The organism is Algibacter sp. Ld11 (assembly GCF_045066735.1).
Lineage (GTDB): Bacteria > Bacteroidota > Bacteroidia > Flavobacteriales > Flavobacteriaceae > Algibacter.
Genome location: NZ_JBISHH010000024.1, coordinates 253,756 through 269,900, shown reverse-complemented (window position 1 = coordinate 269,900; position 16,145 = coordinate 253,756). Strand labels below are relative to the sequence as shown.

Below are 16,145 nucleotides of genomic sequence, written 5' to 3'. Positions count from 1 at the left end.
TAAAATGAAAAAAATTGTTTTTTTAGTTTTCGCTTTAATTCTTTTTCAAAACAATTATGCTCAAAAACACTTTTCTGTAGAGATTCTAACAGGTGTTGGGTTTAACAAAAACCTAACACTTGTAAATGAAAGTGTTGAGGATTACAATGTATTTACAACTCAAGTAAATGCTAACTATCAATTCAACCTTTATAAAAAACTATTTGCAGAAACAGGAATAGGTGCACAATGGTATTTTAGCTCAGGTGATATTGCTGTTTCTAATTTTAATGCAACTAGTCTGCAGTTAAATCTACCATTTATAATTTGCTATCCCATATTAAATAAAACTACTGTTGGCGCTGGTTTGCAGGTTTCAAATAATAGAGATTTTGAAAATTTCGATTTTAGAGCTAACTATAATATTAGAACTTCAATTTTAGTAAAGGGTAGTTTCAATATTAAAAACAACTTAGATCTTCTTTTAATAGCTAAACAAAACCTATCGAATACTCCGGATTTATATTTACTAAATCGGCCTAATTTCGACATTGCAATAGGCCTAGCCTGTAAATTATTTTAATAATTATGAAAAAGTTTCTCCTTTGTTTTTTTGTTATCGGCACATCATTAACAAGCTGCTCAAAATTCAACGAAAGCTTAAATGATGATTTTACAAATGCTAACGAAGCCCTCGTTTCAGATTTTAACACCCCATTCCCTGTTATCAACATTACGGTTAATCAAAACGAATTTGATAACATGTATCTAAATTATACAGAGGGTATTGAACTTGAAGCCTTTTTAAACTTGTACAGAAATAATGAACTATTAATTTCGGATGAGTTAGTTGAAATTGAAATAAAAGGAACCGAGTCGGCTACATATAATTTAAAATCTCTTGGTGTAAAATTCGACGATACTTTCAAAAACGAAAATAACATTGTAGTAAGCCCAAGTAATCTACTTCCCCATCATTCTATTGAAAAGATAAAAGCATTTAGATTACGAAATTCGGGAAATGATTTTAAAAAAACCTTACTAAAAGATATCTCATACACGCAATTAGCAATTAACGCCGGCTTAGATGTAGACTTAACCTATTACGAACCTGCCATAGTTTTTATAAACAATAGTTTTTCTGGAATTATGAATTTACGTACAGAAGGCAACACAAACGGCATTTCTAGATTAAATGATGTTAAAAAAGGTGCTATCACTCTAGCCAAAATTAACGACCCTGGTGAAGTTGAAAAAAAAGATGGAGACTTTGACAGAATAGATAATTTTTTAAACGCAATAGAAGAAGAAAACTTAAGCTACTTAAAACAAGACATTGATATTAATAATTTTATAGATTATATTATTTTCCATACGTATATTTCTAATGTAGATTGGCCTTATAATAATGTAAGATTTTATGCTATAGAAGACGAACCTTTTAGATTTATTATTTACGATTTAGATTGGGCAAACACTAGAAAAATAGATAAGCACCCATTAGCGTTTATAAATAACCCAACAAAGTATTCGGCTAAAGATGCTATTAAAAACCCCATTACAGACCTTTTCACCATTTTATATCAGGATTCCGAATTCAAAAACCTATTTAATTCGAGATATCAATACCTTGTAAATAGTAATGCATTTTCTTCGGAAAAATTTAATGCTATCTTAGACCATAACTATAATAACATTAAACAGTATATGCCAATACATTTAGATAAATATAATGACATTGGAAGTATGATTGAATGGTTCAGAAATATTGAACTACTAAAGGAAAACTTTAAAAAAAGAGAAGAAAGCATAAACGATTTAAGTCCTTTATTCTAATATTATTTTTTACTGCTCCAACCATTTTCTAAAATCGGAAGTTGTAGAAGAACTCGTCATTACTTTTTCTTTTAAACCTGCAATGGTAATAAGTAATCGATTTTTAAAATAACTTTCAATATTCTCGATAGCATCAATACATATTATTTCACTTCTATTAATTTTAAAAAACTTATTGGGTTGCAACTGCTCGTTAATAGTTCCTAAATTCTGAGAAATAGTATGTTTTTTTCCTTTTAAATCACTAGCAATACAAAAATCTCCCGAAGCTTCTATTTTAGTAATTTCTGAAACATTTAATAACTGAATTCCTTTTGCCTTTTTTATTACAAATCGTTTTTTGTAATGGGTTTGCTCATCTTTTAAAGCAGATTTTAATTCGGTTATTGTTTCTTGATTTAAGGCTGTGTAATGGCCTTGTTTAAAAAGTGATTGATATTTCTCGACAGCCTTCTTAAAGTCCGATTCTGTGTATGGTTTTAAGATATAAGCAATACCATTGGTATTAAAAGCTTGAAATAAATAATCGTCGTGAGCAGAGCAGAAAATTATGGGTGTATTTATGGAAACATCATTAAATAAATCGAATGATACACCATCTAGTAACTGAATATCCGATAAAATAAAATCGTAAGTATTATCTCTTAAAAACGATTTCCCATCACTTATAGATCGCGCCCAATGGTGTGGAATCTCTTCTTCAAAGTAAGCATTAACAAAAGATACTAACTTTTGGTAGGCTGGAATTTCATCTTCTAAAATTAAAATTTTCATACTTATGCTTTAATTTTCATTGACTAAGTTAATAATTGGGATAGAGATTTTAAACATAGTGTCCGTATTTTCAATTTTAACTATTTTGTCAGACAAGAATTTATACCTCATTTTTAAATTTTCTAAACCCGTGCCAAACGATTCATTCTCTGGTTTAAGATTAGATTTTGTATTGCTCACTATCAACATGTTTTCATCTATAGAAATAATGGTTTTAATCGCATTTCCATTACGTGGTTTATTATGCTTCACCACATTCTCCAATAAGGTTTGCAGCGCACCTGTGGGCACAAACTTATCATTAATGCTGGTTGGTTTTTCTATTTTAAAATCATAATCATTTTCAAAACGTGTTTTTATTAAAAACATATAGTTTTCGGCCAACTGAATTTCTTCAGCTAGCTCCATAACCTCAGCATCTTTAGTTTTTATTAAGTATCTATAAATAAGGGATAACCTATTAATATATTCTTTGGCTTTATTGGTATCACTATCTATTAAAGCATCTAATGTGTTTAAATTATTGAACAAAAAATGTGGATCTATTTGCGAGCGCAACAGCTTAAGTTCGTTTTCCTTTTGTTGTTTTTCAATCTTTAAATAATCGTTTTGGCCTTCATAGAATTTTTTTGTTAGAAATAATGCAAACGGAAAAGCAGATTGCTGCGTTCCTAAACTAATTGTTTGCAAAACAAAATCAATCCCTTTTGGAAATTTTGACCAATCATTAGCTCCTGTCCAAAAACCTATAGTATAATCAATCCCAGGAATAACAATTAAAATTAAAAGTCCATAAACTATAAATAAAACATATTTTTTTTGAGCAACAACCTTTGGTATTAACCAGAACGTAAATAAAAATATAACACTAGTAACGCTTATAATTTCTATAGGAAAATCGATTAAATATTCTCTAAACAACGCATCACGTTCAATATAATTCTTGCCTTGAATAATAAACGATACCAAAAAATAAACGCCTAAAATTAAAAAATCGGTTCTATTTAATTTTTCATTCATAGTTATACAAATCTATTAATTATTATCATTAATTCTATTCTCTTCATCTTGCGATGCATTTTTTCTACGACTCTTTTTACCGAACTTTGAACCAAAACTATACGATAATCTTAATTGAATGTTCTGTCTAGATTGGTTACTTTCCACCTCGGCATATAAATTATTATAATCTATAACACCAACAAAACCTCTATTTAACAGTTTACTAAAAGCTAAATTTACCTTTAGTTTATTATCTAAAAACTTTTTACCTAAAGATAAATTTAAATCGGCAAACCAATTGGCATCAAGACCTCCTTCTAAGGCACCTGTTCCATAATTTCCGCTAACTTCTGCATTAATTTCCCATGGCAGCTCGTAACTAGCCTGGGTAAACCAAACTAAATTCCATTTTTGTAGATTTAAATTATTAACACTAGATTCAAATTTATTTTGACTTACAATAATACCAGTATATCCTTCTACATTATTTATAAAGCTTAATGGGCCAAATAATCTAAAATTCCAATTTTTACTATCACTTAAATTAATAGTTGTTCGCTCTATTTGGGCCGTGCTATTATCTTGCGAAACAAACTGAAACATATCATCTTTAGTCTGGCTATACGCTATTGTAAAAAAAGGCTGCCCGTCGAAAGTTAAATTGAATTGGTATTTATTTGTGAATGATGGTTTTAAATTCTCGTTACCAACCTCGGATGATAATGGATCGTAGAACGTAACAAAAGAGTTTAAGGTGTTATAATTGGGTCTACTAATGCGGTAACTGTAAGCCAAACTTGCTGCTAAATTTTTATTTATTTTTCTAGTTAAAGCGGCACTCGGAAAAAGTTTAGATATCTTTCGTTCTCGCGTTTCATTATCACTACTCGATGTTCCTTTTGTATTACTATCCTCAAAACGTAAACCACCAGAAAACGACCATTTCCCGCGTGTTATGTTAATTTTAGAGTAGAGTGCAAAAATATTTTCATCTACCAAAAACGTATTGCTTGCGGCACTATTAAAGTCAAAATCACCACTTTCATTTTCACTAAAAGATTGTAAATCACTGTTAGTATTTACTTGAGAATATTTGGCACCAGCACTTAGTTTAAAATCTTCGGAAAACGTACGAACATAATCACTCTTGTAGGTTTTAATTTGGTAATTTCCGTCTTGTAAATACCTTTGGTTTGCGTATTCAATAGTACTCCCGTTTACAGATACTAAAGTATTTATATTATCATTTTTATAATCTACATAATTAAAATCGGCGGTAAGCTTATGTGCATCATTTTTAAACTCATAATACGGATTTATATTAAACACCTTTTGGTCGCGATTAAAACTATTTTCAGAATATAAATAATCAGTAGTACTCGTCGATGTTATAATATTTGCACTATTTGCAACTCTATCGGAGTTTGTGTTACTGTTTCTAACACCAAAACCTACGGAATGTTTATCGTTTATGTAATAATCTATACTACCACTAACTCGAAAGCTTCTAGGGTTATACGGTTCAATAGTGGCTTGATTATAGGTTTCATCACCAACGGTTCTGTTAATAAACAAATCTTCTCGCCATGTTGGGCTAGAATACCCTGTGCTCGCTTGCCAATTTAGTTTATTCTTATAACTCGCAATAGAGGCGCTTGTACCATGCTCAAAACCTTCATCTTCCCCCGCCCAAGTGGCAATACTACCATGCGTACCTAGTTTTACGTTTTTCTTTAAAATAATATTAATTATTGGCCCAGACCCCACGGCTTCAAACTCTGCACCTGGTTGCTCTATCAATTCCACTTTAGCAATATTATCCGCAGGCATATCGCGTAATAAAGTGTCCATATCCATATAATCGGTGGTTTTGCCGTTTATCAAAATTCTAATATTACTTTGTCCAGCGTAGCTAATACCGTTATTAGTAACAATAATTCCAGGTACGCCACGCATAACATCTTGTAGGTTTGAATTTATCATTTCCGATTGCTCTAAATCGATAATCAATTTTTCCGCTGTTTGCTTAATTACAGGGCGCTTATGAGTAATTAGAATTTCATCTAAAACATCTTCTTCTAATAAAAAATTAAAAGTTTTTAATGTGTTTTCTAACTCAAAAACATCAGAGGTTTTAGTTTTAAAACCCAAAACAGAAACCTGAAGATAATAAGTTCCATTTTCTACAGCTTCAAATTTATAAAACCCGCTATCTGCAGAAATTACACCCGTAACAACATCTTTAGAATTAGCCTCGTGAAGAATAATATTGGCAAATTCTAACGGTTTATTATTGGTATCTAAAACTTGCCCAGAAATATTGTTTTGAGCATAGGCAGAAAATATACTAACTAAAAAAAGAATAATGGTTTTAATGATTGTATTCATAACTGTTCGTTTTTTTTAATACTTCAAATTTGAATGAAAATACTTTTCAAAAAAAACACAACCTTATAAAACGGGATAAAATAAGGTTGAATTGGCATATTTTAAAGTTGAATCGTTTTCTTTAAAATACGCATTGAAATACTGGATTAAATTACATAATCATAGATTAAGAATAAATCCTCATTATTCATCAAGGCTTTTTACGATTTTGCAAAAATTATTATCAATAATTTCAATTAATCTCGATAATACCTTATTTTCTTTAAAAATTAAACAACCATAAATTTGTTAACAATAATTTTGTATGTTTATAACATAGGAAATATCAATAATAATTAAACTTGCAGAAACACTTAATAACACAGCGTTTTTATAAGATTTTTTTTCCAACTAATTAATATTTTTTCACATTAATACCTACTAACAATTTTTCAAAATTCGGGCATCGTTTTGTTTCTTTTACAACAAAACATAACTTATAAAATGATGTTTATATTTTTTTTAAATAGTATTAAAAAAAAGGAGTAATTCCATAAATTGTTTTTACTTTTATTGTGATACTAAACAAGTTATATTGATATCCCTATCATGATACATTTAAATATTCAAAATACAATTGCTCCAAACCGTTTTGAAATAAATGTTTCGAATGAGTCTAAAAAACAAAAACAACTAAATGAAAGCACTTTTTTACACAAGAGAATTTCCACCGTATGTTTACGGAGGAGCAGGCGTACATGTTGAATATTTGGCCGATGAACTATCTAAATTAATGAAAATTGATGTTCGCTGTTTTGGAGACCAAGATTCAACGTCAGATAGTTTAAGTGTAAAAGGTTATCCGTTTGATAATCCCATTTTTGATGGTGCCGACGATAAATTAAAATCAGTATTTAAAACTTTGAGTACCGGTATCCAAATGAACACAGAGCCAATTGATGCCGATGTTGTACACTGCCATACTTGGTATGCCCATTTTGCAGGCATAATAGCTAAACTTTGTTATGGTACACCATTAGTGATTACCACGCACTCACTAGAACCTTTACGTCCATGGAAAAGGGAGCAATTAGGTCGTGGTTATGATGCTTCATCTTGGGTAGAAAAAACAGCTATTGAAATGGCCGATGCACTTATTGCAGTTTCAGAAGAAACTAAAGAAGATGTATTAAAGCATTTTGATGTGGACGAAAGTAAAGTACATGTTATTTATAACGGCATTAACCTAGAGCAATACGTAGAAACTAGCGAAACGGCAACCCTAGACGCTTACGGTGTTGATAAAACAAAACCCTACGTGCTTTTTGTTGGTAGAATTACACGCCAAAAAGGTATTATTCATTTAGTAAATGCCATAAAATATATAGATCCAGATACACAAATAGTACTATGTGCAGGGGCACCAGATACACCAGAAATTGGTGAAGAAATGAAAAATGCCGTAAACGAAGTTAAAAAAACACGTGAAAACGTTATTTGGATTGATAAAATGGTTACCAAAGAAGAAATTATACAGCTATATTCCCACGCAGCCGTATTTTGTTGTCCTTCTATTTATGAACCATTTGGAATTATAAATATTGAAGCTATGGCTTGTAACACAGCCGTTGTAGCAAGTGCTGTTGGCGGTATAAAAGAAGTGGTTGTACATGGTGAAACTGGGCTTTTAATTCCGTTAGAACAACAAACTGAAGCGCCTTTTGAACCTATTGATCCTGATAAATTTTCGAGAGATTTAGCCCAAGGTGTAAACCAAGTTATAAACGATAAAAACTTAAGAGAAACCATGGCAAAAAATGGCAGAAAACGTGTTGAAGATTATTTTGACTGGGTAGCCATTGCAAAACAAGTAGAAACACTATACAAATCATTGATATAACGCTATTAATAACTAAGCACTAAAAACTAAAAGATATGATAAATAATAAAGTTTTAGCCATTGTATTAGGTGGTGGACAAGGATCCAGACTTTACCCTCTAACAGATAGAAGATCTAAACCAGCCGTGCCTATTGCGGGAAAATATAGATTAGTAGATATACCAATCTCTAACTGTATAAACGCCGATATAAAACGAATTTTTGTGTTAACACAATTCAATTCGGCATCCTTAAATAAGCATATAAAAAACACATATCACTTTAGTTTTTTTAGTAGTGCTTTTGTTGATGTATTAGCAGCAGAGCAAACTCCAGAAAGTAAAACCTGGTTTCAAGGTACTGCCGATGCGGTTAGACAAAGTATGCATCATTTTTTAAGTCACGATTTTGAATATGCACTAATCCTTTCGGGCGATCAATTATACCAAATGGATTACGATAAAATGATTGAAGCTCACGAAGCTGCCAATGCAGAAATTTCTATCGCAACCATTCCTGTAAATGCAAAAGACGCCACATCTTTCGGTATTTTAAAAGCCAATGATGAAGATATTATTACATCTTTTATAGAAAAACCAGATGCAGAATTATTACCAGATTGGACATCGGAAGTAAGTGATGAAATGAAAGGCCAAGGACGTAATTACTTAGCTTCAATGGGTATTTATGTGTTTAATAAAGACTTACTTATTAAATTAATGGAAAACCCAGATACCATTGACTTTGGTAAAGAAATTATTCCACAATCTATAAATGACCATAAAACATTGAGTTACCAATATGAAGGCTATTGGACAGATATTGGAAATATTGACTCTTTCTTTGAAGCCAACTTGGGCTTAACTGACGATATTCCTCAGTTCGATTTATACGATGAAAAAAAACGTATTTATACACACGCCAGAATGTTACCTACAACAAAAATAGCAGGTACTGTTTTAGACAAGGCAGTGGTTTCTGAAGGTTGCATTATTGGTGCTGCAAAAATTGAAAAGTCTGTAATTGGTATTCGATCTAGAATAGGAAAAGAATCTACCGTTATAAACACCTACATGATGGGTAGTGATTACTACGAGTCTTTAGAAGAAATTGAAAAAGACCATATTAAAATCTTGACTGGTATAGGAGAACGCTGCTTTATTAAAAACTGTATTTTAGATAAAAACTGTCGTATTGGTGACGATGTTCGTATTAATGGCGGAAAACATTTAGAAGATAAAGAAACAGATATGTATTTTATTAAAGATGGTATTGTTGTCGTTAAAAATGGGGCAACCATTCCTTCAGGATACGTGATTTAACCAAAATAAAAATATCAAATTCCTCTAACAGTTAAGCCTTATTTAACTGCTAGAGGAATCTGAATAAAAAAAATATTGATTACCATACATAACTAAGCAAACAATGCAAAATCAAAAAAGAGTTGTAATTGATTATGTTTCACCAACTGTTAACGGTGGCGACTTTTATATTAAACGTGTAGTAAATGAAATTGTAAATATAGACGCACATATTATGGCCGATGGTCACGATGTTTTAGGAGCCTCAATACTTTACAAACACGAAAATGAAAAAACATGGCAAGAAACCCGTATGGTTCTTACCTCTAATGATGAATGGAAAGCATCCTTTAGTGTACAAAAACAAGGACTTTACAGTTACAAAGTAGAAGCTTGGGTAGATTATGCTTTAAACTGGAGATACGGCTTAATTCGTAAAATAAACGACGGCCAGCACGTTGCTTCAGAATTATTAGAAGGTGCTGAATATATCCAGCCTCTTTTAACTCAGGTAAATGCTGAAGATAAAATATATTTAGAGCATTTACATCGTATTTTTAAAGATGAAAACGGTTACGGTGAAGCCATTACCGAAGCAGTAAAAGAAAGACTTTACACTATTTTCTTCCAAAACCCAACTAAAATACTTGCAAACACTTCCAAAACATACCAAGCGTATGTAGATAGAAAGAAAGCGAGATTTAGTACATGGTACGAGTTTTTTCCGCGTTCGGCCTCCGAACACGAAGGTGTTCACGGAACTTTTAACGATTGTGCTCGACTATTACCGAGAGTGAAAAACATGGGCTTCGATGTGGTATATTTACCACCAATACATCCTATCGGGGAAGTTAACCGTAAAGGAAAAAACAATACTACAGAAGCCAAAGAAGGTGATGTAGGTTCTACATGGGGCGTTGGCTCACAGTATGGCGGACACAAAGATATTCATCCTCAGTTAGGTAATATTGACGACTTTAAAGCGCTTATCCAAACGGCAAAAGATAATAATCTTGAAATAGCTATGGATTACGCCTTACAAGCCGCACCAGATCATCCTTGGGTAAAAGATCATCCAAAATGGTTTAAATGGCGACCAGATGGTACCGTTCAATATGCTGAAAATCCACCAAAAAAATATCAGGATATACTTCCAATTTATTGGGAAAGCGAAGATTACAAAGCCCTCTGGAACGAGTGTTTAGATGTTATGCTGTATTGGGTAAATTGTGGAATTAACATTTTTAGAGTCGATAATCCACACACCAAACCTTTTTATTTCTGGAATTGGATTATTTCTGAAGTAAAAGCAAAACACCCAGACGTTATATTTTTAGCCGAAGCTTTTACCGCTCCAAAAGTAATGAAACAGCTAGCTAAACAAGGCTACACACAATCTTATACTTATTTTACATGGCGCGAAAGTAAACACGAAATTACAGAATACGTAGAAGAGCTCACGCAAAGCGAATTAAAAGAATATATGCAACCTAATTTTTGGCCAAACACGCCAGATATTAACCCATATCATTTACAAGGCGCCAACGAATCTAAACATATTCAGCGTTACGCTCTAGCTGCTACTTTAAGTTCTAGTATTGGTATTTACGGTCCTGTTTTCGAATACATGCTTTCCGATTCTTTATTAGGAAAAGAAGAGTATTTAAATTCCGAAAAATTTCAAATTACACATTACAATTGGGAACTTAAAAATAAGTTAACCACTATAATTGCGAAAATCAATTTTATTAGAAACCATAACGAAGCTTTACAGCAAACTAACAATATTAAATTCTGTAACATACAGAACGACAATCTAATAGCTTTCTATAAATGGAACGACGATAGAACCAATGAAATTCTAGTTGTTATTAACTTAGATGCTCACAACTCGCAACAAGCAAATGTGCAATTACCGCTACAAGATTTAGGTGTGCACAATGGGCACAATCTAGAAATGCACGACTTAATAACAGATAGCCGTTATAATTGGAACAATGAGTGGAGTTATGTAGAATTACACCCAACCATGCCATTTCATATTTTCAAGATTAACAAGTAAAACTAAAGGGTTTAAACCCCATATAAAAAAACGACATAATTTTCCTTTAAATAGGAATTAACAACATAATTTTATGGCACAAGTAAAACCGTATAGTTTATTTACAGAATTCGATATTAACCTTTTTAAAGCCGGAAAACATTATAGGCTTTACGAAAAAATGGGGTCGCATTTAGTAACCGTAGATGGTATTGAAGGTACATATTTTGCCGTTTGGGCACCTACAGCAAAACAAGTGTCTGTAATAGGCGATTTTAATTTCTGGATGGAAGGCGAGCACCAATTAAACGTACGTTGGGATTCTAGCGGTATTTGGGAAGGTTTTATTCCTCTTGTTGGAAAAGGCGACACTTACAAATACAAAATACAAAGCAACAATAACGATATAAAAACCGAAAAGGCAGATCCATATGCTCGCCGTTGTGAGCACCCTCCAAAAACAGCTTCTATTGTTTGGGACGATTCTTATAAATGGAAAGATAAAGATTGGATGAAAAAGCGTAAAGAAAAAAACGCTTTAGATGCACCATACTCAGTTTACGAAGTCCATTTAGCGTCTTGGAAAAGACAAGTTGAAGAAGACCGTTTTTTATCGTATTTTGAATTGGCAGACGATTTAGTAACCTATGTAAAAGATATGAATTTTACACATGTAGAACTTATGCCAATTATGGAATATCCTTACGATCCATCGTGGGGCTATCAACTTACTGGGTATTTTGCTCCATCGTCTCGATTTGGTTATCCCGAAGAATTCAAATACTTAGTAGATAAACTTCACCAAAATGATATTGGAATAATTCTCGATTGGGTACCATCGCATTTCCCAGAAGACGCTCATGGTTTAGGCTTTTTTGATGGCTCTAATTTATATGAACATCCAGACCCTAGAAAAGGCTATCACCAAGACTGGAAAAGCTTAATTTTTAATTATGAACGTAACGAAGTAAAATCGTTTTTAATAAGTAACGCTGCGTTTTGGATGGATCAATACCATGCCGACGGCCTGCGTGTAGATGCCGTAGCATCCATGCTATTTTTAGACTATTCTCGTGAAGATGGCGAATGGGAACCAAATATTTATGGGGGCCGTGAAAATCTAGCTGCTATAGATTTCTTAAAAGAATTAAATCAAGAAATATACGCATCGTTCCCGGATGTACAAACCATTGCCGAGGAATCAACAGCATTTCCAGGTGTATCAAAACCTGTTTTTTTAGGTGGGTTAGGTTTTGGAATGAAATGGATGATGGGCTGGATGCATGATACTTTAGATTACTTTTCTAAAGATCCTGTTTACAGAAAATATCACCAAAACGATATTACCTTTAGTTTAGCTTATGCTTTCTCAGAGAATTTTATGCTACCTCTTTCTCATGATGAAGTGGTTTATGGTAAGAACTCTATTTTAGGCCGTATGCCAGGAGACGAATGGCAACGTTTTGCAAACCTTCGTTTACTTTACGGTTATATGTTTACGCATCCAGGGACTAAATTAAATTTTATGGGTGGCGAAATAGCTCAATACAATGAGTGGGATTTTCAAGGTAGTTTAAATTGGAACTTATTAGAATTCGAACCACATAAAAACTTTCAAAATTACTTTAAAGCGTTAAATAATATATACAAAACAACGCCTGCTTTATATGAAAAAGCCTTTACAGGTGAAGGTTTTGAATGGATTAGTTATGACGACCAAGAAAACTGCGTGATATCTTACATGAGAAAAGGTTACGAATCTAAAGACGATGTAGTGGTTATTTGTAACCTAACACCAACCGTTCGTGAAAATTATAAAATAGGCATTCCTGTAAACGGAAAACTTAAAGAACTTTTTAATAGTGATGCTAAAGCGTTTGGCGGTAGTGGTGTTTCAAACAAAAAACTAATTACTATAAAAAAAGATCCTTGGAATGGTAAAGATTATTCCGCGGAGGTTACGCTGTCACCTCTATCGGTAACGATTTTTCAATTTAAATAGAAAAAATCAAATAATGTTTCCCTTCAAAACAAATTATTTAATTTAAAAACAAACATCAATTAGTAAATATTTTCAAATCGAAAAACTACTAATTGATGTTTTTATATTTTTACAACAAATCGATTTCAAAAAAACAACTTATTTAGTCATTTATAATAATCCGAAAATCAAAAAATCGAACTTTTACTATTCTTTAAGCATTTTTCAATAAACCCCTAAAAATTTGAGTTTTACATATTATTTCAATTCAATTTTTAGTAAAAAGAAGCCTATTCACGCCTTAAAAATTAGTAAATTCGACAATTAATTTTAATACTTAGTCCATATGATATTAAATACAGAGCTAGAATACAAAGGAAACCTATTCCCTTCCAACATAACAAAATACAGCAAAGATGTAGATGTTCTACATTTTTCTACTTCCAATAATGTAATACTTAAACTTACTGTTTTACGCGATAGTGTACTTCGATTTACTTACACAACTGTTGGTAAATTTGAAAGAGACTTCTCTTATGCTATAGACGAAGATGCAAGTAGAGGTTACAACCACTTAGTAATTACCGACGATGAAGAGAAATACATTGTTACTACATCAAAACTTATTTGTCATATTCATAAATCGGATTTAAGAGTATCCCTTTATGATGCTCTTGATAATAAAATAATTTGTGAAGATGAACTTGGTTTTCACTGGGAAGAAAGTTACGAGCTTGGTGGCGATATTGTAAAAATGAGTAAAGCGGCTCAAAACGGAGAAAGTTACTATGGTTTAGGCGATAAGCCAGAACACTTAAACTTAAAAGGTCGTCGTTTTGAGAATTGGGCAACCGATTCTTATGCCTTCGGTAAACATACCGACCCAATTTATAAAGCCATTCCTTTTTATACAGGTTTACACAACGGAAAATCTTACGGGATTTTCTTCGATAATACCTTTAGAACTTACTTCGATTTTTGTAGCGAACGTAGAAATGTAACTAGTTTCTGGGCGCAAGGTGGAGAAATGAATTATTACTTCTTTTACGGGCCTAAAATGCAAGATGTGGTAACAAGTTATACCGATTTAACAGGAACGCCAGAATTGCCACCATTATGGGCATTAGGGTATCACCAATGTAAATGGAGTTACTACCCAGAATCTAATGTAAAAGAAATAACAGCAAAATTTAGAGAGCTTCAAATTCCTTGTGATGCTATTTATTTAGATATCGATTACATGGAAGGTTTCCGATGCTTTACTTGGAGTGAGGATTATTTTCCAGACCCAAAACGTATGGTTAAGGAATTAGCAGACGATGGTTTTAAAACCGTTGTAATTATAGATCCGGGAATTAAAATAGATAACGAATACAGCGTATTTAGAGAAGGTCTAGAAAAAGATTATTTCTGTAAACGTGCCGACGGCCCTTACATGAAAGGAAAAGTTTGGCCTGGTGAGTGTTATTTCCCAGATTTCACTAGACCAGAAGTTCGCGAATGGTGGGCTGGTTTATTTAAAGAACTTATTGAAGATATAGGTGTAAAAGGCGTGTGGAACGACATGAATGAGCCAGCAGTAATGGATGTACCAGGAAAAACATTTCCGCCTGATGTACGTCACGATTACGATGGCAACCCATGTAGCCATAATAAAGCTCATAATATTTACGGCATGCAAATGGCTAGAGCCACTTACCATGGTGTGAAAAAATTTAATTACCCTAAACGTCCGTTTGTAATTACCCGTTCGGCCTATTCAGGAACACAACGTTATACCTCAACCTGGATGGGAGACAATGTAGCTACTTGGGAACATTTACAAATAGCAAATATACAAGCACAACGCTTAGCCCTATCTGGATTCTCTTTTGCAGGATCGGATATCGGAGGTTTTGCAGAACAACCAAATGGCGAATTATACGCCCGTTGGATTCAATTAGGAGCTTTCCATCCATTTTGTAGAACACACTCTTCTGGAGATCATGGAGACCAAGAACCATGGGCTTTCGATACAGAAATTACCGATGTTGTTCGAAAATTTATCGAAATTAGATACCAATTATTACCATACCTATACACAGCATTCTACCAATATTCACAAGATAATGTACCAATGCTAAAGTCTCTGGTTTTATTCGATCAAGAGGATGTGCAAACACATTATAGAGTAGATGAGTTTATATTTGGTAACCAAATATTAGTTTGCCCAATAAACGAGCCTAATGCAAAAGGAAGGCGTATGTATATTCCAAGAGGCGAATGGTATAATTACTGGAGTAAAAAACAAGTAGTTGGTGGAAAAGAAATGTGGGTAGATGCCGATTTAGATAGTATGCCTATTTATATAAAAGCAGGTGCTATTATTCCTAAATATCCAATACAACAATACGTAGGCGAAAAAGTGATTGAAGAGCTAGGATTGGATGTTTACTACAAAAATGGTAAAGAAGACTCTGAGCTTTATGAAGATGCCGATGATGGTTACGATTACACAAAAGGGCGCTACAGTTTAAAGAAATTTAACTTAGCAGGATCTGAAGATAAATTAATTATCCGAATTCATAAAAGAGGTCAATATTTTACCACTTATAAAACGTTTAAAATTAACTTATACGGTTTACCATTCGAGGTAAAATCTATAAAAGTAGATAACGAATATGTGGATTTAAAAGACCTAAAATTCGAAAACAACAGCCTAGTGGTAACAAAAGAATTTACAAACCTTCAAATTAAAGGTTAATAAGTAACAAACCACTTAATTATAAAAAAACCCTTTGAAGTCTATACTTTTTAAGGGTTTTTTATTTTGGGGCAAATGGCAAGCCACCGCGCTATACGTTACTAGTTTTGGCTCGATGCTCGCCTCGCCAAAAGCTAACCACTACTATCGCTTTTGCATTATCTGCCAAATACAGTCAACACCTCAACTAAAAGCCAATTAGCTATGTGCATTTTAAATAATAAAAAATTATCTAAATTCGT

At 32.7% G+C, this 16,145-nt stretch carries 10 protein-coding genes; 7 read left to right on the top strand and 3 right to left on the bottom strand.

Annotated elements, in window-relative coordinates:
- The first annotated feature begins 4 nt into the window (after window positions 1–4).
- Both ACJJV4_RS11570 and ACJJV4_RS11565 read left to right on the top strand, forming a co-directional pair.
- Entirely contained in the window at window positions 5–562 is a 558-nt protein-coding gene (locus tag ACJJV4_RS11570; protein ID WP_405294572.1) for a hypothetical protein, read from the top strand.
- Between the two features lie 5 nt (window positions 563–567).
- Entirely contained in the window at window positions 568–1,815 is a 1,248-nt protein-coding gene (locus tag ACJJV4_RS11565; protein ID WP_405294570.1) for a CotH kinase family protein, read from the top strand.
- Between the two features lie 9 nt (window positions 1,816–1,824).
- Here ACJJV4_RS11565 and ACJJV4_RS11560 read toward each other — a convergent pair whose 3' ends face one another.
- The 3 genes from ACJJV4_RS11560 to ACJJV4_RS11550 are packed head-to-tail and all read right to left on the bottom strand — an operon-like array spanning window position 1,825 to window position 5,979.
- Window positions 1,825–2,589: a LytR/AlgR family response regulator transcription factor gene (locus ACJJV4_RS11560; protein ID WP_405294568.1), complete on the bottom strand. Its 765-nt coding sequence runs from the start codon at window positions 2,587–2,589 to the stop codon at window positions 1,825–1,827.
- Between the two features lie 9 nt (window positions 2,590–2,598).
- Complete coding sequence (locus ACJJV4_RS11555; RefSeq protein ID WP_405294566.1) at window positions 2,599–3,609, bottom strand: sensor histidine kinase; 1,011 nt, start codon at window positions 3,607–3,609, stop codon at window positions 2,599–2,601.
- A gap of 15 nt (window positions 3,610–3,624) precedes the next feature.
- A complete protein-coding gene (locus ACJJV4_RS11550; RefSeq protein ID WP_405294564.1) occupies window positions 3,625–5,979 on the bottom strand; it encodes an outer membrane beta-barrel protein in 2,355 nt (784 codons plus the stop codon).
- 676 nt (window positions 5,980–6,655) lie between these two features.
- Here ACJJV4_RS11550 and glgA point away from each other — a divergent pair.
- The 5 genes from glgA (at window position 6,656) to ACJJV4_RS11525 (ending at window position 15,903) form a co-directional block, all read left to right on the top strand.
- Window positions 6,656–7,858: a glycogen synthase gene (gene glgA, locus ACJJV4_RS11545; protein ID WP_405294562.1), complete on the top strand. Its 1,203-nt coding sequence runs from the start codon at window positions 6,656–6,658 to the stop codon at window positions 7,856–7,858.
- 35 nt (window positions 7,859–7,893) lie between these two features.
- Window positions 7,894–9,159 (top strand): glucose-1-phosphate adenylyltransferase, encoded by a 1,266-nt coding sequence (locus ACJJV4_RS11540; RefSeq protein ID WP_405294560.1) that lies wholly within the window; start codon window positions 7,894–7,896, stop codon window positions 9,157–9,159.
- Between the two features lie 103 nt (window positions 9,160–9,262).
- Window positions 9,263–11,200, top strand: coding sequence for an alpha-1,4-glucan--maltose-1-phosphate maltosyltransferase (locus ACJJV4_RS11535; RefSeq protein ID WP_405294558.1), 1,938 nt, complete (start codon window positions 9,263–9,265; stop codon window positions 11,198–11,200).
- Between the two features lie 73 nt (window positions 11,201–11,273).
- Entirely contained in the window at window positions 11,274–13,181 is a 1,908-nt protein-coding gene (gene glgB, locus ACJJV4_RS11530; RefSeq protein ID WP_405294556.1) for a 1,4-alpha-glucan branching protein GlgB, read from the top strand.
- 325 nt (window positions 13,182–13,506) lie between these two features.
- On the top strand, window positions 13,507–15,903 hold the full coding sequence (locus tag ACJJV4_RS11525; protein ID WP_405294554.1) for a glycoside hydrolase family 31 protein: 2,397 nt from the start codon (window positions 13,507–13,509) through the stop codon (window positions 15,901–15,903).
- Window positions 15,904–16,145 lie beyond the last annotated feature (242 nt).

What these genes read in the sequence shown, in the direction of transcription:
- glgB (WP_405294556.1), top strand. Translation starts at nt 11,274, where the DNA reads ATGGCACAAGTAAAACCGTATAGTTTATTTACAGAATTCGATATTAAC.
- ACJJV4_RS11565 (WP_405294570.1), top strand. Translation starts at nt 568, where the DNA reads ATGAAAAAGTTTCTCCTTTGTTTTTTTGTTATCGGCACATCATTAACA.
- ACJJV4_RS11525 (WP_405294554.1), top strand. Translation starts at nt 13,507, where the DNA reads ATGATATTAAATACAGAGCTAGAATACAAAGGAAACCTATTCCCTTCC.
- glgA (WP_405294562.1), top strand. Translation starts at nt 6,656, where the DNA reads ATGAAAGCACTTTTTTACACAAGAGAATTTCCACCGTATGTTTACGGA.
- ACJJV4_RS11560 (WP_405294568.1), bottom strand. Translation starts at nt 2,589, where the DNA reads ATGAAAATTTTAATTTTAGAAGATGAAATTCCAGCCTACCAAAAGTTA.
- ACJJV4_RS11535 (WP_405294558.1), top strand. Translation starts at nt 9,263, where the DNA reads ATGCAAAATCAAAAAAGAGTTGTAATTGATTATGTTTCACCAACTGTT.
- ACJJV4_RS11550 (WP_405294564.1), bottom strand. Translation starts at nt 5,979, where the DNA reads ATGAATACAATCATTAAAACCATTATTCTTTTTTTAGTTAGTATATTT.
- ACJJV4_RS11540 (WP_405294560.1), top strand. Translation starts at nt 7,894, where the DNA reads ATGATAAATAATAAAGTTTTAGCCATTGTATTAGGTGGTGGACAAGGA.
- ACJJV4_RS11570 (WP_405294572.1), top strand. Translation starts at nt 5, where the DNA reads ATGAAAAAAATTGTTTTTTTAGTTTTCGCTTTAATTCTTTTTCAAAAC.
- ACJJV4_RS11555 (WP_405294566.1), bottom strand. Translation starts at nt 3,609, where the DNA reads ATGAATGAAAAATTAAATAGAACCGATTTTTTAATTTTAGGCGTTTAT.